We start from the raw sequence: 19,662 nt of genomic DNA, 5'->3' as shown, positions 1-19,662 counted from the left end.
TTTTCTGTACTGTTTGATTAATTGGTTGCGCTAATTGTTGTTATTTTAGCATCACCCCAAAGACTTTCTATATCGTAAAACTCTCTAATTTGTTTTTGAAAAACATGAACTACAACGTTCACGTAATCCATTAAAATCCATTCAGAGTTTATTTCTCCTTCTATATGCCAAGGTTTGTCTTTTAAGCTTTTGCTAACAACTTTTTGAATTGAACCAGAAATGGCTTTAACTTGTGTGTTAGAATTTCCAGAACAAACAATAAAATAATCGCAAACTGTATTTTCAATTTCTCTTAAATCTAGTAGTTGAACATCTTCTCCTTTTACATCATCAATTCCTTTAATTATTTCAGCAATTAACTCGTCTGTGTCTATTTTTTTTATCGTCATTAAAATTCTTTAATATTTAAAACAAAGTTATTGTTTTTTTATGATTATTTTGCGGTATATTCTACATGTTTGTAGAATTTTTAACAAATGAGGATAATCAAACTTAATGCCATCGATTCTACCAATTCTTTTTTAAAGGAAATGGCACAATCTTCGTTGTTAGAAAATTTTACAGTTATTGTTGCTAAGAAACAAATAAAAGGGAGAGGGCAAATGGGAACAAGTTGGCTTTCTGAAGCCAATAAAAACTTATTGTGCAGTGTGTTTGTTAGGTTTGATTCTTTTCCTGCAATGCATAAGGTTTTGGTTAATTATGCAGTTTCAATTGCGCTTGTGAATGTGCTAAATAGCTATAAAATGCCTAAAGTAGCAATTAAATGGCCGAACGACATTTTGTCATCAAATAAGAAAATATGTGGTATTTTGGTAGAAAATGTCATGCAAAAAAACGAAATTAAATCGTCTATTATTGGTGTAGGATTAAATGTAAATCAACTAAATTTCCCAACTAATTTTAATGCAACTTCTATGTTAAAAGAAATAGAAACCGAAGTAGATATTGATGAATTTTTAAATTTATTAATTGCTGAATTAAAAACTCAAATTTCTTATATAACAAATTCATCTACAAATGTTTTAAAGAAAAATTATTTAAAACATTTGTATAGGAAAAATATCCCTGCGATGTTTAAAAACAGCAAAGGCGTTTTGTTTATGGGTAAAATTGTTGACGTTTCTTCTATTGGTAAACTTCAAATTGAATTAGAAGATGATTCTATCAAGGAATTCGGCATTAAAGAAGTTTCGTTCGTCTAAAGTTTAGAAATATTTTCAGCCAAAACCTCAATAAACTTCGTCAATGGTTTTTTAACCATCATTGCCATCATCGGATTAAAATCGCCACTAAAGAACAATTGAACTTCACTTTTATCATTAGTTAACTCTGAAATGTTTGCAGACAAAGTAAATGGTAATTTGCTGCTTGCAGCTCCTAAAGTAATGTTCGAAAATGCTGTTTTCTCTTTTAACACCAATCTAATTTCTGGCATTCCTTTTAAAGCAAATAAAAACGAATCTCGATCAACTTCAAATTTTTGCGTGTTTTCTGGCATTAATTGTTCAAAGTTTTGAAGATTGATTAAAAACTCAAAAACTTCTTTTGAAGATTTTGCAACGGTAACTTTTGTGCTTTCTAAATTCATCGTTTATTTTATTGATTCCACTCGCTTGGATTTTTCCTCCAATCGTATAGTGTATTTAATTCTTTATCTGAAATGTAACTGCTGTCTAACGCTTGTTCTAGTAAATATTCGTAACTACTTAAGGTAGTTAATTCTACATTACTTTCTTTAAAATTATTGTCAGCAATTTCAAACCCGTAGGTAAAAATTGCAACCATTCCTTTAATGTTTACATTGGCTTCTTTTAATGCTTCAACAGCCAATAAACTACTTTTTCCGGTGCTAATTAAATCTTCAATAACAACAACATTTTGCCCTTCTTCAATGTAACCTTCAATCAGATTTTTACGTCCATGTTTTTTTGCTTCTGGTCTCACATACACAAACGGAACACCCAATTCTTGAGCAACGAGAACTCCAATTGCAATTGCACCAGTTGCAACACCAGCAATAACATCTGGTTTTCCATGTTTTTGTTCAACTAATTTAGCAAGTTCTTCTTTTAAAAAATTTCTAACAGATGGATAAGATAAGGTAATTCTATTATCACAATAGATTGGAGAATTCCATCCAGAAGCCCAAACAAAAGGCTGTGAAGGATTTAACTTTATGGCTTTTACTTGCAATAAAAGTTCAGCAGTTTTTTTTGCTGTATCTTTGTTTAAAATCATGCTGCAAATGTATAAAGTTTTTGTAAATGATAAGCCAATTATTTTAACAGATTCATTAAAAAAAAACAACAATTACCGTGTTTATATTTTTAAAGATATTGTTATTGATGAAATCTTGCACAAACTAAAAAGAGGCAATTCTAAAGGTGTAAATTTATTTTGTGCAAATCTTGAAAAAGATTGGAAAACGTTTAAAAACCATTTCAAAGTAGTTTCTGCCGCTGGCGGATTGGTTTTAAATCCAAAGGAAGAAATACTTTTTATTTATAGACTTGGTTTTTGGGATTTGCCAAAAGGAAGAATTGAAAAAGGGGAAACCATAGAAGAAACTGCTGTTAGAGAAGTAGAAGAAGAATGCGGAGTGAAAGGTTTGGTTTTAGAAAATCCTTTAAAAATAACGTATCATTTGTTTATTATGGATGACCTTCAGCAATTAAAAATCACCCATTGGTTTTTAATGAAAACAGATTTTCAAGAAAAATTAACACCACAATTAGAAGAGGGAATTACCAAAGTAGCATTTAAAAATGAAGCTCAAGTTAATGAAGCAATGCAGAATACATACGCAAACATTAGATTGGTTCTAGATTCTTATAAGCAGTTATAAGTTTAAAATAAAACCTATCTTTGCCGACTTCAAAAATCAACCAAAACTATGACTGAATTTATTAGAAAAAGAGTTAAAAACGTAAAGAATGATGTCTTATCAGGAATTACAGTTGCTTTAGCTTTAGTGCCAGAAGCTGTTGCTTTTGCATTTGTTGCCGGAGTGGATCCGTTAGTAGGATTGTATGCTGCATTTATGGTTGGTTTAGTTACGTCTATTTTTGGTGGAAGACCAGGAATGATTTCTGGAGCAACAGGTGCTTTGGCTGTTGTAATGGTGAGCTTGGTTTCTGAAGGAAATGCAATGGGAAGTCCTGATGAAAATTTAGGATTGTACTATTTATTTGCAACCGTAATTTTAATGGGATTGATACAAATTTCTGCTGGAGTTTTTAAATTAGGAAAGTTTGTAAGATTGATTCCGCACCCAGTAATGATGGGATTTGTAAACGGATTGGCAATTGTCATCTTTTTAGCACAATTGGGCATGTTTAAGTCAACTGTAAATGGCGAAAAAGTTTGGTTAGAAGGGAATAGTTTGTGGTATATGGTTGGTTTGGTTTTATTAACGATGCTTATTATGTGGGGATTGCCAAAGATAAAAGTAACCAAAAAATTACCTGAAGCCCTCATTGCTATTTTGGTTGTAGCCGGAATTGTAATTTTTGCAAACTTAGACGTTGCAACCGTTGGTTCATTTATTAGAGATGGTGGAGGAGAAGGCTTAAAAGGTGGATTACCAACATTGCATTTAGAAACATTTTCTAAAATCCCAATGAATTTTGAAACCTTGAAATTCATTTTTCCATACGCTTTAATTTTAGCAGCAATCGGTTTGATTGAATCGTTAATGACCTTGAATTTAATTGATGATTTAACAGAAACCAGAGGGAACACAAATAGAGAATGTGTGGCGCAAGGAAGTGCAAATATGCTTACCGGTTTGTTTGGTGGAATGGGAGGTTGTGCAATGATTGGACAATCAATTATCAATATAAAAGGTGGTGGAAGAGGAAGATTATCTGGAATTACAGCAGCTGTTATGTTGCTTATTTTTATCGTTTTTGCATCTTCTTATATAGAGCGAGTTCCAATTGCAGCGCTAGTTGGAGTAATGTTTATGGTCGTAATCGGAACATTTGCTTGGTCTAGTTTTAGAATTTTAAATAAAATACCAAGAACCGATGTTTTTGTATTGATATTGGTTTCTGGTTTAACAGTAATTTTCGATTTGGCAATTGCTGTTTTAGCTGGAGTTATTGTAAGTGCGTTGGTTTTTTCTTGGGAAAATGCAAAACGAATTAGAGCAAGAAAACGTCTTAAAGAAGACGGAACAAAAGTATACGAAATTTGGGGGCCATTATTCTTTGGAAGTATTTCTGCATTTAACGATAAGTTTGATGTTAAAAATGATCCACAACATATAGAAATTGATTTTGTAGAAGCTAGAATTAGCGATCATTCTGCCATTGAAGCAATTTTTGCCTTGGTAGAAAAATACCAAGCAGAAGGAAAATCGATTGTGTTAAAACATTTAAGTGAAGATTGTAAGGTTTTATTGTATAAGTCAAGTCCAATTTTTGCCGGAATTATAGAAGAAGCAATTGATGATCCACGGTATCATTTGGCTGCAAATCCAGAAGATTTTACAAAACCATTGTCAGAATATAAATTTTAAGAAGTAAATGCTTGCCAATCTTTTGGCGTGTTTAAATTTTTTAAAATAGATGCATCATTAATTTCTACCAATGAAATTTTTGATGCATTTCTTTTTTTGATTTGAAGATCTAATCTGGAGTTTTTATCGGTTATATTTAATTCTAAAAGTGATTTCCAGAATTTTGGAGCTAATTTCACTGGATGCCCGTTTTTGTTGTTGTAAGTCGGAATGACAATTTCATTTTCTGTATCAATAATTTTTTTCAATTCTGATGATTTTAATAATGGAACATCAATCGGTAAAATGACTGCTTGATGATTTGTATCGAGAGTTTTCAAAACAGATTGTACTGTAGAGAACAATCCAAATTCTGGAGTTTTATTAATAACCACATGCACTATCTTCTGTTGATAATTTTGTGGCTTTTCAACAGCTTTTGCTAGCCAAGGAATGGCATCAAAATACAATTGATAATCAAAACCTAATCCAATAGTAATTTTTTCTCCAATAAAAGATTCCATTTGAGAAAGTATCCAAAAATGATTCTTGTGTTTCAACAAGCCTTTTGGGAAATCCATTCTAGATGATTTTCCGCCTGCAAGAATAATAAGAACTGTTTCTTTTTTCATGTAAAATTGATCAGTTCGAGTGAATTTCCTTTTTGATAAAAAATGAAATTTGTATCGAGAACTATTGAGAGATTTCTCGATACTATTTTCTTTGATTTCGGCTGCGCTCAATCTGACAGAAAATCACTCGAAATGACATTGTGTTGTAATTATACCAAGCCGTGATCAGACAATGGTAAAGAACGATATCTTTTTCCTGTTGCATTAAAAATTGCATTTACAATTGCTGGTGCAATTGGCGGAACTCCCGGCTCTCCAACTCCGGTTGGAGCTTCATCGCTTTCTACAAGAGTTACATCAATTGGCGGAATGTCATTCATTCTTGCCATTTTATAATCGTGAAAATTACTTTGCTCTATAGCTCCGTCTTTCGCCGTAATTTTTCCATATAAAGCAATTGATGTTCCAAAAACGGCAGCACCTTGCATTTGGTTTAGTACATTGTCTTTGTTAAGGATCATACCGCAATCTAAAACGGTCCAAATGTTATGGAGTTTTACTTTGTTGTTGATTACAGAAACTTCTACAACAGTTGCAACATAACTATAAAAACTATAATAAAAGGCAATTCCTAAGCCATGTCCTTTCGGTAAATTTCTTCCCCAATCAGCTTTTTTTGCAGCAATGTTCATCACATTTTTTAAACGTTTTGTGTTTAATGGATGCGGAGAGTTTTCTTTTCTGATTCTGTCTTTACCAATTAAATCTAATTTAAATTGTAACGGATCTTTTTTCGCTTTATCTGCTAATTCGTCTATAAAAGAATTGATTCCGAAACTATGAAAAACTGAACAAACAGAACGCAGCCAGCCAATTCTAACATATGCTTCTGCTTTGGCATTTTCAAAACGGGTGTTTTCAATTTCAAAAGGGTTGTTATTCATTCCTTGACCAATTTCCCAACCAGCAGCATAATCTACACCCGGCATAAAAGTTGAGTTTATAGAAGGAAATGCAGTTCTGTGTAACCAACCTGTTACTGTCCCATTCTTATCTAAGGATGCTTTTAAATATTGTGCATCTGTAGCGTGATAATAACTATTTTGAACATCATCTTCTCGTGTCCAGACTACTTGCACTGGAGCATTCATTTTTTTAGACAAGGCAACAGCTTCATTTACAAAATCTGGTTTTGATTTCCGTCCAAATCCACCGCCTAAAAAAGTAACATTAATGGTTACATTTTCTTTGTCTATTCCTAAATATGCAGCCACATCATCTCTTGCAGTTTGTGGATCTTGTAATGGCGCCCAAACTTCACATTTTCCATCATGAACCCAAGCCAAAGCATTTGGTGTTTCCATTGGTGCATGTGCCAAATGTGGTAATTGATACGTTGCTTCAACAATTTGAGAAGCTTTAGAAAAAGCCTCATTTACATTTCCTGTTGTTGGCGGAACAACTTTTGCTTTATTATGGACACGATTGGTAATTTTTTGCATGTACTTTTTACTGTCGTATTTTCCATTTCTACCGTTATTCCAAGTAATGTCTAATTTATTTTTTCCTTGTATTGCCGCCCAAGTGTTTGTAGCAATTACTGCAACTCCGCCAAACATTCCGAAAGGTTTTTTTACTTGTTCTAATTCAATAATATCTACAACACCAGCAACTTTAAGAGCATTGGTTTTGTCAACGCTTTTTACAGTTCCAAAAGCAGACGGACAACGAGCAACGGTTGCGAATTTCATGTTTGGCAAACGAGCATCCAATCCGTAGATGGCAGAACCATGTGTAAAATGATTGATGTCAATGCTTTTTAAAGATTTACCAATATATTTAAAGTCTTTTTTGTCTTTAAGTTTTATGTCTTTAGGAATATCAATTTGCATTGCATCTTCAACTAAATCACCAAAAAAGAGTTTTTTGTCATTATTTTTATTGATGACATAATGATTTTCTGCTGTACAATCTGATTCAGAAACTTGCCATCTTTTTGCAGCAGCACTAATTAAAATTGCTTTTGCAGTTGCGCCCATTTTACGCATCGGCTCTAAAATAGTTCTTACACTACGAGAACCATCTGTATTCTGATTTCCGAATTTTTTATCTCCAGTTGCTTGTTCTACAGAAACATACTTCCAATCAGCATCCATTTCATCTGCAATAGCAGAAGTCAAAGAGGTTCTAATTCCTTGTCCCATTTCTGAACGAGAACAGACTAAAATTAATTTTCCGTCTTTTTTTAATTGTATAAATAAATTCGGAGTAAAAGTGGTTCCGTCATCAATTCTAACAATTTCATTTTCTGAGATAAATTGACATCCAATAATTAATCCTCCTGAAGCCAAACCAAAAACTTTCACGAAATTTCTACGGCTCATGTTTTGCATACCTTCCATATCTATTTGTTTTTAAGTTTTACAGCAGTGTGAATTGCTTTTCTAATTCTTGGATAGGTTCCGCATCTACAAATATTACCACTCATGGCGTCATCAATATCTTGGTCTGTTGGGTTTGGGTTGCTGTTAAGTAAAGAAGTTGCAGCAATTAATTGTCCAGACTGACAATAACCACATTGCGGAACATTAATTTCTTCCCAAGCTTCTCTTAAATATTCAAGATTATCTGTTTTTCCTTCTATGGTTGTAATTTGTTTTCCAAGTCCATAACTTACAGGCAAACTGCAAGAACGAACTACTTCTCCATCAATTAAAACAGAACAAGCACCGCATTGACTAATGCCGCAGCCGTATTTTGTTCCTGTCAATCCAATAATATCTCTAATTGCCCATAGCAAAGGCATATCATCTTGCGCTTCTAGGCTGTGGTTTTTTCCGTTGATTGTAAGTGTTTTCAAATGGTTGATTTTTTTAGTGCTCACTAAGTTACTACTTTTTTGAAAAAAGCAGAAAAATTAACTGAATTTAACTTATTTAGAATAAGAGTCGTTTCTTAAAATCCTTACAATAATTGAAGTAAACCTGAGCTATTCTAATAAAATTAAAAAGGGATTTTTTCTGAATTATTCGTTTAAAAGTTTCTAAAAAGGTATCTTAGCAATAATGCTAAAAACAGGGGTTTTTCCTTTGATTTAATGCGAAAAACATTCAAAATCCTTTGGAATCTACAAAAAATACTCAAAACTCATTACAAAAGCTTTCGGAACTTATTCAGGTTTTAGATGAAGAAGAGAGGGCGAATTACACTGCTATTTTAAAATCTATGGAACTGCCAATTGCTGAATTTAAAAAATATGCAACGTGGTCAGAAACCTGTTATACTCGAAACTGTATTGCAGAAAACGAAAACTTTGAATTGATCCTAATTTGCTGGGAAAAAGAACAAGTTACTGCAATTCACGATCATGGTGGAGAAGAATGTTGGGTGTATTTTGTTGATGGAACTTTTAGAGAACATATTTATACCGAAAGCGAAAGGGGAGAGTTAGACATTGTTAAAACGACTAACTTAAATGCAGGAGATGTTTCTTACATGATCGATTTTATGGGTTTTCATAATTTGGAAAACACATCCAACAAACGAAGCATGTCGTTACATTTGTATGCAAAACCAATTAAGAACTGCAATGTGTACGATTCAGAAAAAAATGAATTTGTTTGTAAGGAGATGTCTTATGACACCGTCAAAGGAGTACAACAATCAACCATAAAAAAGAACAACAATATATGTCTGAATTAAGTAATGATTTAATCCTTTTTAATGAACTGGTTGAAGTTTTATTAAACGAAGAAGAGAATCATCCAGTTGCAAAACGCATAGACTCAGATGTTTTATACGAAACTATTGATTTATCTCTTCATAAAGACGCATTAGTTGATGACGTCTTTAAAAAAGTGCTTAAAGAAGTACTTATTACTACGCCAAAAACAGCAACAAACTTATTTTTTAATCAACTTTTTGGAGGAAGACAAAGCAAAGCTGTTTTAGGAGATTTATTGGCTGTTTTGTTAAATAACAGCATGTACACATATAAAGTTGCTGGTCCGCAAGTTGGCATTGAACAAGAAATTATTAGACAATCTTGCAATATGATTGGTTATGGATCGCAAAGTAACGGAACTTTTCCTACTGGTGGATCAATGAGTAATTATATGGCGTTGATTATGGCTAGAGATGTAAAAGATCCAGATTGTAGACAAAACGGAATGTCGAAGTCTTTAGTTGTTTATACGTCTAAAGAATCTCATTATTCCAATGCGAAAAATGCAAGTTTTGCCGGAATTGGAAAAGCGAATATTCGATATATAGAAGCTGATGAAAAAGGGCGTATGATTCCTGCTAAATTAGAAGCACAAATTAATCTTGATATTGAGAATGGAAAGATTCCAACTTTTGTAAATGCAACGGCAGGAACAACTGTTTTAGGAGCTTTTGATCCGATAGATGCAATTGCTACTATTACAGAAAAACACAATATTTGGTTGCATGTAGATGGCGCATATTGTGGTTCTGTTATTTTTAGTGAAGCAAAAAGACATTTGTTAAAAGGAATGGAACGATCTGATTCTTTTAGTTATAATGCGCATAAAATGATTGGAACGCCATTGACGTGTTCTCTTATTTTAGTGAAAGATAAAAAGCATCTTCATGATTCTTTTAGCAATGATGCAGATTATTTGTATCAAACGGATGGGGATGATTTCAATTTAGGAAAAACATCTTTTCAATGTGGACGAAGAAATGACGCATTGAAGTTTTGGACCTTGTGGAAATCAATCGGAACAAATGGAATTGAAAAAATTGTAGACCAACAATTTTATTTGGCAGATATTGCGAGGACTTATGTTGCAAATCATCCAGATTATACCTTGTATAGTTCTGAAGATTCAATTTCTATCTGCTTTAACTATAAAGATATTGACCCAAAAACATTGTGTACGTTGTTGTACGAACACCAAATAACCGTTGTTGGTTTTGGTGATTTTAATGAAGATACTTTTATAAGGTTGGTTACTATAAACGCAACAAACACTGAAGAAGATATTTTAAATTTCTTTAAAGTATTGGAAAGTTTTGTAGAAAAAAATCAACAAGTTTTAGAAGTTGTTTGTTAGGAGTTTATTTTTTATTTAAAGATTCTGATACAGATTTAGGTACTAAAATAGAAGCATCACCACCATTTTTAAGAATATCTCTAACGATGGATGAACTGATAAAAGACGTTTCTGGACTCGTTAATAAAAACACCGTTTCTATATTTGATAATTTTCCATTGGCTTGTGCAATAGCTTTTTCAAATTCAAAATCAGCAGGATTTCGTAAGCCGCGTAAAATAAAATTTGCTTTGATGGATTTACAATAATCAACTGTTAAACCCGTATAGGTTTCTACAGTAATTTTATCCTCCGAAGAAAAAGCATCCTGAATAAATTTTTTACGTTTTTCTAAAGAAAATAAATACTTTTTATCAGCATTGATTCCGATGGCAACTACAATTTCATCAAACAAATGAATTCCTCTTTTAATAATATCTATATGCCCTAAAGTTATTGGATCGAATGAACCTGGAAAAATTGCTTTTTTCATAATACAAATGTTTAAATGTGTATCTGTTTATTTGTTAAGTTGTAAATATACAAATCAACAAATAAACAGATTAACTTTTTTGTAACGCCATTTCAATCGCGTTATCAAATAAATCTGCCAAGCTAATATTGGCTTCGTTTGCTTGTTGTGGTAATAAACTTTCTTCGGTTAAGCCAGGCACTGAATTCATTTCTAAAAAATGGGGTTCGTTATTTACCAAAATGTATTCTGAACGAGAAAACCCACTCATATTTAAAATTTGATATACTTTTTTTGCTGCTTTTCTTACTTTTTCTGCAGTATCTTTTGATAAATCTGCAGGAGTTATTTCTTGAGATTTCCCTTCGTATTTTGCTTGATAATCAAAGAAATCATTTTCAGATTTAATTTCAGTTATTGGTAAAACTTTTACATCTCCTTTATACTGAATAACACCTACTGAAACTTCTGGTCCGTCTAAAAAACGTTCTATTAAAATTTCAGAATCTTCTTTGTATGCTTTTTCTATTCCTATGCTAATTTCTTCGGCTGAATATGCTTTTGAAATTCCGAAACTAGAACCTGCATTATTTGGTTTTATAAAACAAGGCAAACCAACTGTTGCAATAATTTTATCGGTATTTAGAACATCGCCTTTATTTAAATAAACAGAAGTTGCTGTTTTTATTCCGTAGTGTTTTACAACACTTAACGTGTCTCTTTTATTAAACGTTAATGCCATTTGATAAAAAGGAGCAGACGTATGTTTTAGCCCTATTAAATCAAAATAAGCAAGAATCTTTCCGTCTTCTCCCGGTGTTCCATGAATGGCGTTAAAAACACAATCAAAAGTTATTTTAGCTCCACCATAAGTTACAGAAAAATCATTTTTATCGATTGGGTATTCAGTACTTGCATCATCAACAACTACCCATTTTTCTTTTAAAATATGAACTTTATACGGATTGTATTTTTCCCGATCCAAATTTTTGTAAACAACTCCACCACTTTTTAATGAAATGTTTACTTCGGAAGAGTAACCTCCCATTATAATGGCAATATTTTTTTTCACTTGTAAAAAATTAAAATCAGTTTAACAAATTTATCAAAATATAAATAGAAAGACTAACGTTTGGTTTTATATCTTTGTTGTTCTTAAAAAATTGATCATGAACATTTTTAAATTTATCAAAAGCACCTCTTTTTTTAAACAAGTTGCAATTGTAGTAGTTGTCTCTTTATTGTTGGTTTTTGTATTAAAATGGTGGCTTGGTTTTACAACCAATCACGATCAAAAAATTGAAGTTCCAGATTTAAATAAAATGGAACTAACAGAGGCTGCTAAAAAACTACAAGAAGTAGACTTAACTTTTATTGTTATAGATTCTACAAGATACAATCCAGAGTACCCAAATAAATCGGTGATTGAACAAAATCCGGAAGCTGGAGACTTTGTAAAAGAAAAACGAAAAATTTACTTGACTGTAAATCCGTCTAAATACAACGATGTTGTGTTGCCAGATTTAAACGGAAGAACTAAAAGACAAGCAATTACACATTTGCTTTCTATCGGTTTTAGAATTGGAGAATCTTTTTATGTACGCGATATTGGTAAAGATGTTGTAAGAGGAATGAAATACAATGGAAGCAACTTAAAACCTGGAGAAAAACGACCAAAAAATTCGGTCATCGATTTGGTTTTAGGAGACGGAAAAGAGTAAGTTCAGTTATCAGTTATCAGTTATCAGTTATCAGTTAACAATTAACAGTTGTCAAACTGAATAAGTGGAAAATTTCACTAAAAATAATACAGCACATCATTTATGCAGGAAGAAAATACAGATTTAGAAAACGACGAATTATACGAGCATTTTAGATTTACCGCAAGCGAAGGTCAAGAACCTTTAAGAGTAGATAAATATTTGATGAATTTTGTAGAAAACGCAACGCGTAATAAAGTGCAACAAGCTGCAAAAGCAGGAAATGTTTTAGTAAATGATGTCGCCGTAAAATCGAATTATAAAGTAAAACCACATGATGTTGTTCGTGTGGTGTTAGCACATCCGCCAGCAGAAAATTTATTGGTTGCAGAAGATTTACCGTTGGATATTATTTACGAAGACGACACGGTAATTGTGGTTAATAAAGCAGCCGGAATGGTGGTGCATCCTGGACACGGAAATTATTCTGGAACCCTGGTAAACGGATTGATTCATCACATAGAAAATTTACCAACTAATTCTAACGAACGCCCAGGTTTGGTGCATAGAATTGACAAAGATACTAGTGGATTGTTAGTAGTTGCAAAAACCGAATTTGCAATGGCGCATTTATCAAAACAATTTTTTGACAGAACTACAGAACGTTTGTATTACGCGTTGGTTTGGGGAAATGTTGAAGAAGATGAAGGAGTCATTGAAGGAAATATTGGACGTAGTTTAAAAAATCGTTTGCAAATGGATGTTTTTCCTGAAGGAGATTTTGGAAAACATGCCGTTACACATTATAAAGTGTTAGAACGGTTGACTTATGTAACGTTGGTGCAGTGTAAATTAGAAACTGGAAGAACGCATCAAATTAGAGCGCATTTTAAACATATTGGTCACACTTTGTTTAATGATGAACGTTATGGCGGAAATGACATTTTAAAAGGAACTACGTTTACCAAATACAAGCAATTTGTACAGAATTGTTTTAAAACGTTGCCAAGACAAGCATTGCATGCAAAAACACTCGGGTTTACACATCCAAAAACAGGTGAGTTTATGCGTTTTAATTCTGAAATTCCGCAAGACATTGCTGACTGTTTAGAAAAATGGAGAACGTATACTATTAACTCTAAAGACGAGGTTTAGCTACATTTTTAAAGTATTTATTTATGATTTGAGCATGAAAATAGGATTTAAAAGGGCTTCATTTTCGTTTTACTATTATTGATTCTTTAATGTACTTGATTTAAAACAAATCATATTTTAAAACCATGTTTCCAACAAATCCGTCTAAAGGGGCATACAATTCATTAAAGTTTGGATTGTTTATGGAACCACTTACAATGTTTTCATATCTGGTTTGACGAACGTCTAAAATATTTTCAAAATTTATGGCTATTGTAAAATGTCCAAATTCTTTTTGTGCCGATGCTCCTAGTAACCAGTAATTGGGAGTTTTAGTGCCGTTTTCACGATATTGATTTCCAAAATAAAAGGCTTCTAAACCAACTTTCCAATGTTCTTCTTCGTCTTCATAGGCCAATGTAGAGGTTAATTTATTTTGTGGTGTATATTCTACTATTTTGTTTTGGTCGTATGTTTTTATAGGATTAAGATAGGTGTAATCAACATATAGTATTAATTCGTCTAATGTCAAACGTAAATTTGTATTCAATCCTTTACTTATTATAGAGCCATTTGCTGTTTCATATTTTACAATTTGATTGGCTAATAAATTTTGATTGGCAATAATAGGATTGTTAATTTTTGTGATAAAAAACGCTTGGTTCAACGTTAAGAATAATTCATCTGTTAATTCGGTTTTATAATTAAAATCAAGATTTAATCCCATTGATTTTTCTGTTTTTAAACCTGTTGAAAAAGCTACAGATTGATATCTGGTTCGTTCTGCTTCATCAGTAAAAGGGGTTGGCAATTTGTAGCCAAATCCACCACTTAAACGCGTAAAAAAATGATCAGTTACGTGATACATTGCTGCCAGTCTTGGAAGAAAAAACAATCCTTTTTTAAAATTGTAATCTAAGCGAACGCCTGGTTCTAAGAAAAATTTATCTGTTATTTTCCAATTATCTTGTGAAAAAACACCTATCGTTTTGTAGTTATAATTTAGGGTGAACGTATTTGGATTTTTTTGATTAAAATCATCGAAGTAAAAGTTCATTCCGCTTACAAATTTGTGTTTCTCTTTTTCGATGTAGTATGATAATTCCGAAAATACCGTTTTTTGAACACCAGAAAAAATATTGGTATTTGTTTTTAGGGTCCTGTCAAAATTCCCAAAAGAAGCTTTTAAAGTAAGTACATTTCCTGATGTTGACGTGTTTTCATATTTAATATTAGAAGTTAATCTTTTTGTTTTATTTTCTTCAAAAAATGGATGATTACTGTCATTTTCATTATTAATTGCTTTTATATCACCACCAATTCTATTTTCTGTTACATTACTAAAACCAATTTCAAATTTGTTATTGTCATCAAAAGTGTAAAATAACTTTGGGGCAATTACAGCCCTAGTATATTCAGGCAAATCTGAAAACCCATTATTATTGATGTCTTTTTCTTTTTGGGTGTTAGTACTTGCAATTAAGGTCGCACCAAACTTCCCTTTTTTACCAGAAAAATAAGTGCTTATATCATTTCCTCCTTTGTGAGTTTGATTAAGCATTACAGAAAATTTAGGTTTGTCTTTTGGTTTTTTTGAAATTAAATTTACAATTCCTGCAATAGCACCATCGCCATAAAGTGTAGAAGCCGAACCTTTTATGATTTCAACTTGTTCTAAATCGAGGGGTGGAATTTGCAATAAACTTAGTCCTGATGAAAAACCGCCATAAGACGGAAATCCATCTTTTAGCAATTGTGTATATTTCCCTTGTAATCCTTGAATTCTAAAACTTACATTTCCTGAAATAGCAGAAGTATGTTGTACTTGTATACCAGATGTTTCACCCAAAAGTTTAGAAATATTTCCCGGATTTATGGCTGTTTCTTCAACGACTTCTTCGTTTCCTAAAACTTCAATTTTTGTAGGTATTTCTTTAATTCTGTTTTTAGTTCTTGTAGAGAAAATAGTTACTGTTTCTAATACGGTATTTTCTGCTAAATAAATGACTATTGGTTGTTTGTCTTTTAATGGGAAGGTATACGTTTTTTCAACATTCTTAAAACCAATATAGGAAAACTCAAATGTTTGTTTTCCATTTGGAATATTGTTGAACTCACAAGCACCTTTTTCATCTGAGCTTGTTCCAATAGTCGTATTCTTTAATATGCAATTTACACCAAATAAGGTATCATTACTTCCTTTAACTTTTATGATAAAAGTTACTGAATTTTGTGCTTGTACAGAATGTATTGAAATAGTTAAAATGAGTATTGCTATTATTTTTTTCATTTTTATTTTATTATTTAGGGGGTGCAGTTTTTATGTTTTTGCAGCTAATTGTGTGTTAATAATAGTCAGCCATTTTTTAATGGATTCTAATTCGCCACTGAGCATCATATTTATATCAGCATCAAAAAAGGTTAATTTTATTTCTGATGCGCTTTTATCTAGCGGAATAAAACTTAGAGAAAGTTGTTGAATTTCTTTAAAATTTTGACCTTTTATTTTTGCTTCTTGATAACGAGTATAGATGCTACATTCTTTAACTTGAGTAAGATTAATAGAAACTTCTTCTGAGTTTTCTTTCAATTTTTTATTAAAAAAAAGAACTCCTTTTTTAGTGTCGATGCCTATAAGATAATCTCCACAAAACTCATGTGTGTCAATTTTGCATTCAACTTTATGTGCGTTTAAGTTGAGTGATTTTAATCTGTTTCTTTTCTTCTTTTTTCTTTGTTGATCTAGAACTAGAAATGGCGCAATACAAATAATTGCCAAAACAATTCCAACAAAAGTACTTCCTAAATTCATTGTTGTTATTTTTATTAAATGGATATATTGATAAGTTGCATTATGAAATTATAATGCTTAAAAAATGATGTGAATAGCCAAGTAGCTACTTAGTTTACATCAATTACCAATGGTAATGAAAAGGAAAAATAAGATCAGATTTTCTAGAGAGAAAAAGAAAGTTTTTTTCGGTGTTTACATATTGTAAAAACTGAAATTCAATAAACTGCTCTAGTCCTTTGTTTGTAGTAAAGGGCTTTACAGTTGACTCCTCAGAAGAAAAGGTAAACGTGTTAGCACCTAATTGATTTATAGTTATTTCTGCTACTTGAATCGCCTTAAAAAAAGTAGATTCAACAGAAGAAGAAGCTTTTTCTTTAAAAAAAGAAACTTCGTTATGCTCTTTTTTGGTTGTATTTGTATGCGTGTTTCCTTTGGTAAAAGAGCAACATACAATTAGCAACGCTAATCCAAAAAAGTGCAGGTATTTTGTCATGCTGTAAAAGTAAATAAGAAAATGATATAAAGTAGAAATAAAGTTATATTTCTGTTTTATTTAAGCAAAGATTAACACTGTCAATTCCTGCTTGACTTTCAGAAAGTACTACAAGTGTGTCATTGGCTTCAATAATTGTAGAGCCGTTTGGAGTTATAAATTTATCATCTCTTTTAATCATTGCAATAATTGCATTTTTCGGAAATTTTAATGCTACAATTTTCTTATTTGCTGCATAACAAGTTGGAGATATTTCAAATTCTTTCATCGTGGTTTTGGGCGAATCAGAAATAAATTTATCCAAATCTGTAAGAATTTTTTTCTTGTCAGGCGTAGCAACATTTAACCATTTTGCAACAATAGACAGGGTTGTTCCTTGTATCAATACAGAAGTAACAGAAATAAAAAAGACAATGTTAAAAATATTATTTGCTTGTTCAATTCCCGCTAAAAGCGGATACGTTGCAAACACAATAGGAACTGCGCCACGTAAACCAACCCAAGAAATATAAAAACGTCTGCGAAGTTTCATTTTAAAAAATAGCAAGCTGATAAAAACGGCAACAGGACGCGCAATGATAATTAAAAACAAAGAAATCAATAATCCAATTCCCATAAACGGAAAAACTTGCGTAGGAAAAACAAGCAAACCTAAAGTAAGGAACAACACAATTTCCATCAACCAAGCCAAACCATCGTACATTTTTAAAATGGTTTTTTTATGAATTATATCTTGATTTCCTATATAAACAGCACAAATATAAATGGCTAAAAATCCATTTCCGCCCACAAAATCTGTTGCCGAAAAAGTAATAAACATTAAAGCGATTACCAAGACAGGATACAAACCTTCAAAACCAAGTTTTATTTTATTGATAATAAGTTCACTTAATTTTCCAAAACCAAAACCTGCAATGGCGCCAAAAATCATTTGTTGAAAAAACATTGGAACAACGGATAATAAACCTTGATCTTGATTGATAACCAAACTTAAAAATGCAATTGTTAACACGTAAGCCATCGGATCGTTACTTCCGCTTTCTAATTCTAAAGTGGGTCTTAAGTTTTTTCTTAAAGCCAAATTTTTAGATCTAAGAATAGAAAAAACGGCGGCTGCATCTGTAGAAGATACAATAGAACCTAACAACATGCTTTCGTAAATTGTAAAATCGGTAACATACCAAACAAAAACACCAACCGAAATTGCTGTAAGTAAAACACCAAGAGTAGATAAAGCAATTCCTTCTTTTAAAATTGGTTTTACACTAGACCATTGCGTGTTTAATCCTCCAGAAAATAAAATAAAATTTAGCGAAACAATTCCAATAAACTGCGCAATTTTTGGATCGTTAAAACGAATGCCAATAATTCCGTCAGAACCCGCTAACATTCCGATTGTTAAGAAAAGAATTAATGTTGGAACGCCAAATTTATACGATGTTTTGCCAACGATAATACTTAAAAAAAGCAATAGAGAGCCAACTAATAATATATTTTCAATGGTTAAGGTCATGAATGTTTTGCGTTTCTGTGTAAATATAAAAGGAATTGAATTATTTTTTAGGGGAGAAGTGTTTTTTTATCGATAAAAATTAAAGTTTTTAAAAGTTTGATAATTCTTTTTTTGAATTGTATTTTTACTTCATTAAGAAAACAGTTTTATGAAAATTATTATTTCTCCAGCAAAATCTTTAGATTTTGAAAGTAAAGTGCCAGCGAGTTTGCATTCGCAGCCACAATTTTTAGACGATTCAGTAAAACTGAATAAGAAATTAAAAACCTTGTCTCGAAAAAAGATTGCTGATTTTATGAGTATTTCAAAAGACTTGGCAGAACTGAACTACGAGCGCAATCAAAATTGGAGTATCCCATTTACACCAGACAATTCTAAACAAGCCATTTTTGCATTTACCGGAGAAGTTTTTAGAGGAATCGATGTAAATTCTTTAGCGGCAGATAAAATTCCGTTGTTGCAAGATCGGTTACGCATTCTTTCTGGTTTGTATGGTTTGTTAAAGCCGTTGGATTTAATACAAGCTTATCGTTTAGAAATGGGGAAAAAGTTAAAAGTTGGACGCACAGAAAACTTGTACCAATTTTGGGGCGATAAAATTGCCAATGCTTTAAACGAAGAATTAGCAGAAGATGATTTGTTCATCAACTTAGCAAGTTCAGAATATTTTAAAGTGGTCAATCAAAAAGTATTAAAAGTGCCCATGATTACGCCAGTATTTAAAGATTTTAAAAACGGAGAATATAAAACGATTATGATGTTTGCTAAAAAAGCACGCGGATTAATGGTGCGTTATATCATTGATAACAATATTACAACTATTGATGGTTTAAAAGGATTTCATATTGATGGTTATGGTTTTGATGAAAATATGTCTACCAAAACAGAATTGGTCTTTACACGATAATGCAAATTAGAGAAGCAAATACAAATGATGCTGCAATGATTGCAGAACTAGCAATCACAACTTTTGATGAAACTTTTGGACATTTATTTGAAGACAGACAAATCTTACTAGATTATTTTAGCCGTACTTTTTCTGAAGATAAAATGAAAAACAGTATTCAAAAAGAAAACAATGTATTTTGGTTGGCTTTTGTTGATGAAAACCCTGTTGGTTATGCAAAGTTAAAAGTGCATTCTCCATCAGAATTTGTGACTAGAGAAAACGTTTCTCAATTGCAGAAAATTTATGTTTTAAAAGAATTTCTGTCTATGAAAATCGGATTAAAACTCCAAAAAACAGTATTGCAAAAAGCTGCTGATTTAGGAAGTAAGCAAATATGGTTGTCTGTGTATGTTGATAATCTTAGAGCTATTAATTTTTACCTAAAAAACGGTTTTGAGAAGGTTGGAGAACATCAATTTCAAATAGGAAAATATGTTTTTGATTTTATAGCAATGAATAAAAGTTTGTAATAAA

21 protein-coding genes are annotated in these 19,662 nt (G+C 31.7%); 9 read left to right on the top strand and 12 right to left on the bottom strand.

The window, feature by feature from the left end:
• Positions 1–17: 17 nt before the first annotated feature.
• Positions 18–389, bottom strand: a complete 372-nt coding sequence (gene rsfS / locus KCTC32516_RS00775; protein ID WP_301401350.1) for a ribosome silencing factor — start codon at positions 387–389, stop codon at positions 18–20.
• Positions 390–476: 87 nt separating this feature from the next.
• On the opposite strand from rsfS, the gene KCTC32516_RS00770 reads away from it, so the two are divergent.
• Positions 477–1,205 carry a biotin--[acetyl-CoA-carboxylase] ligase gene (locus KCTC32516_RS00770; protein ID WP_301401348.1) on the top strand — a complete coding sequence of 243 codons (729 nt, stop codon included), beginning with the start codon at positions 477–479 and terminating at the stop codon, positions 1,203–1,205.
• Here KCTC32516_RS00770 and KCTC32516_RS00765 read toward each other — a convergent pair.
• Complete coding sequence (locus KCTC32516_RS00765; protein WP_301401346.1) at positions 1,202–1,591, bottom strand: SRPBCC family protein; 390 nt, start codon at positions 1,589–1,591, stop codon at positions 1,202–1,204. The two genes, KCTC32516_RS00770 and KCTC32516_RS00765, sit on opposite strands and share 4 nt — an antisense overlap.
• A gap of 8 nt (positions 1,592–1,599) precedes the next feature.
• Positions 1,600–2,241: an orotate phosphoribosyltransferase gene (gene pyrE, locus KCTC32516_RS00760; protein ID WP_301401344.1), complete on the bottom strand. Its 642-nt coding sequence runs from the start codon at positions 2,239–2,241 to the stop codon at positions 1,600–1,602.
• A 7-nt stretch (positions 2,242–2,248) separates the two neighbouring features.
• On the opposite strand from pyrE, the gene KCTC32516_RS00755 reads away from it, so the two are divergent.
• Both KCTC32516_RS00755 and KCTC32516_RS00750 read left to right on the top strand, forming a co-directional pair.
• The gene (locus tag KCTC32516_RS00755) at positions 2,249–2,848 is read left to right on the top strand and encodes an NUDIX hydrolase (protein ID WP_301401342.1); all 600 of its coding nucleotides are present in this window, start codon (positions 2,249–2,251) and stop codon (positions 2,846–2,848) included.
• A gap of 48 nt (positions 2,849–2,896) precedes the next feature.
• Positions 2,897–4,525, top strand: a complete 1,629-nt coding sequence (locus KCTC32516_RS00750) for a SulP family inorganic anion transporter (RefSeq protein ID WP_301401340.1) — start codon at positions 2,897–2,899, stop codon at positions 4,523–4,525.
• Here KCTC32516_RS00750 and KCTC32516_RS00745 read toward each other — a convergent pair.
• From KCTC32516_RS00745 to KCTC32516_RS00735, 3 genes are all read right to left on the bottom strand, one after another.
• Positions 4,522–5,136, bottom strand: a complete 615-nt coding sequence (locus KCTC32516_RS00745) for a nucleotidyltransferase family protein (RefSeq protein ID WP_301401338.1) — start codon at positions 5,134–5,136, stop codon at positions 4,522–4,524. The two genes, KCTC32516_RS00750 and KCTC32516_RS00745, sit on opposite strands and share 4 nt — an antisense overlap.
• A gap of 149 nt (positions 5,137–5,285) precedes the next feature.
• The gene (locus KCTC32516_RS00740; RefSeq protein ID WP_301401336.1) at positions 5,286–7,478 is read right to left on the bottom strand and encodes a xanthine dehydrogenase family protein molybdopterin-binding subunit; all 2,193 of its coding nucleotides are present in this window, start codon (positions 7,476–7,478) and stop codon (positions 5,286–5,288) included.
• A 2-nt stretch (positions 7,479–7,480) separates the two neighbouring features.
• Positions 7,481–7,936 carry a (2Fe-2S)-binding protein gene (locus KCTC32516_RS00735; RefSeq protein WP_301401334.1) on the bottom strand — a complete coding sequence of 152 codons (456 nt, stop codon included), beginning with the start codon at positions 7,934–7,936 and terminating at the stop codon, positions 7,481–7,483.
• A gap of 260 nt (positions 7,937–8,196) precedes the next feature.
• Here KCTC32516_RS00735 and KCTC32516_RS00730 point away from each other — a divergent pair, with 260 nt between their 5' ends.
• The gene (locus tag KCTC32516_RS00730) at positions 8,197–8,778 is read left to right on the top strand and encodes a cysteine dioxygenase (RefSeq protein ID WP_301401332.1); all 582 of its coding nucleotides are present in this window, start codon (positions 8,197–8,199) and stop codon (positions 8,776–8,778) included.
• Entirely contained in the window at positions 8,766–10,154 is a 1,389-nt protein-coding gene (locus KCTC32516_RS00725; RefSeq protein WP_301401330.1) for a pyridoxal phosphate-dependent decarboxylase family protein, read from the top strand. The genes KCTC32516_RS00730 and KCTC32516_RS00725 overlap by 13 nt, the downstream gene beginning before the upstream one ends.
• 4 nt (positions 10,155–10,158) lie before the next feature.
• On the opposite strand, the gene coaD is transcribed toward KCTC32516_RS00725, so the two are convergent.
• Complete coding sequence (gene coaD, locus KCTC32516_RS00720; RefSeq protein WP_301401328.1) at positions 10,159–10,626, bottom strand: pantetheine-phosphate adenylyltransferase; 468 nt, start codon at positions 10,624–10,626, stop codon at positions 10,159–10,161.
• Positions 10,627–10,696: 70 nt separating this feature from the next.
• Positions 10,697–11,653 carry a D-alanine--D-alanine ligase gene (locus KCTC32516_RS00715; RefSeq protein WP_301402771.1) on the bottom strand — a complete coding sequence of 319 codons (957 nt, stop codon included), beginning with the start codon at positions 11,651–11,653 and terminating at the stop codon, positions 10,697–10,699.
• A gap of 121 nt (positions 11,654–11,774) precedes the next feature.
• Between KCTC32516_RS00715 and KCTC32516_RS00710 the strand changes: the two genes are divergently transcribed.
• Positions 11,775–12,326 (top strand): PASTA domain-containing protein, encoded by a 552-nt coding sequence (locus tag KCTC32516_RS00710; protein WP_301401326.1) that lies wholly within the window; start codon positions 11,775–11,777, stop codon positions 12,324–12,326.
• 102 nt (positions 12,327–12,428) lie between these two features.
• Entirely contained in the window at positions 12,429–13,460 is a 1,032-nt protein-coding gene (locus tag KCTC32516_RS00705; protein WP_301401324.1) for an RluA family pseudouridine synthase, read from the top strand.
• 100 nt (positions 13,461–13,560) lie between these two features.
• On the opposite strand, the gene KCTC32516_RS00700 is transcribed toward KCTC32516_RS00705, so the two are convergent.
• The 4 genes from KCTC32516_RS00700 to KCTC32516_RS00685 all read right to left on the bottom strand — a co-directional run bounded on the left by KCTC32516_RS00700 (position 13,561) and on the right by KCTC32516_RS00685 (position 18,239).
• A complete protein-coding gene (locus tag KCTC32516_RS00700) occupies positions 13,561–15,729 on the bottom strand; it encodes a TonB-dependent receptor (protein ID WP_301401321.1) in 2,169 nt (722 codons plus the stop codon).
• Positions 15,730–15,759: 30 nt separating this feature from the next.
• A complete protein-coding gene (locus KCTC32516_RS00695; protein ID WP_301401320.1) occupies positions 15,760–16,251 on the bottom strand; it encodes a hypothetical protein in 492 nt (163 codons plus the stop codon).
• A 103-nt stretch (positions 16,252–16,354) separates the two neighbouring features.
• The gene (locus tag KCTC32516_RS00690; RefSeq protein WP_301401318.1) at positions 16,355–16,726 is read right to left on the bottom strand and encodes a hypothetical protein; all 372 of its coding nucleotides are present in this window, start codon (positions 16,724–16,726) and stop codon (positions 16,355–16,357) included.
• Positions 16,727–16,769: 43 nt separating this feature from the next.
• Entirely contained in the window at positions 16,770–18,239 is a 1,470-nt protein-coding gene (locus KCTC32516_RS00685; RefSeq protein WP_301401316.1) for a potassium/proton antiporter, read from the bottom strand.
• A gap of 148 nt (positions 18,240–18,387) precedes the next feature.
• On the opposite strand from KCTC32516_RS00685, the gene yaaA reads away from it, so the two are divergent.
• Together yaaA and KCTC32516_RS00675 are read left to right on the top strand one after the other, a co-directional pair.
• Complete coding sequence (gene yaaA / locus KCTC32516_RS00680; RefSeq protein WP_301401314.1) at positions 18,388–19,146, top strand: peroxide stress protein YaaA; 759 nt, start codon at positions 18,388–18,390, stop codon at positions 19,144–19,146.
• On the top strand, positions 19,146–19,658 hold the full coding sequence (locus tag KCTC32516_RS00675) for a GNAT family N-acetyltransferase (RefSeq protein WP_301401312.1): 513 nt from the start codon (positions 19,146–19,148) through the stop codon (positions 19,656–19,658). Before yaaA ends, KCTC32516_RS00675 begins: the two co-directional genes overlap by 1 nt.
• Positions 19,659–19,662 lie beyond the last annotated feature (4 nt).

This window comes from Polaribacter huanghezhanensis, assembly GCF_030444335.1.
Classification (GTDB): Bacteria; Bacteroidota; Bacteroidia; order Flavobacteriales; family Flavobacteriaceae; genus Polaribacter; species Polaribacter huanghezhanensis.
Note: the sequence above shows the minus strand (reverse complement) of the source record. Positions and strands in the feature narration are given on the sequence as shown.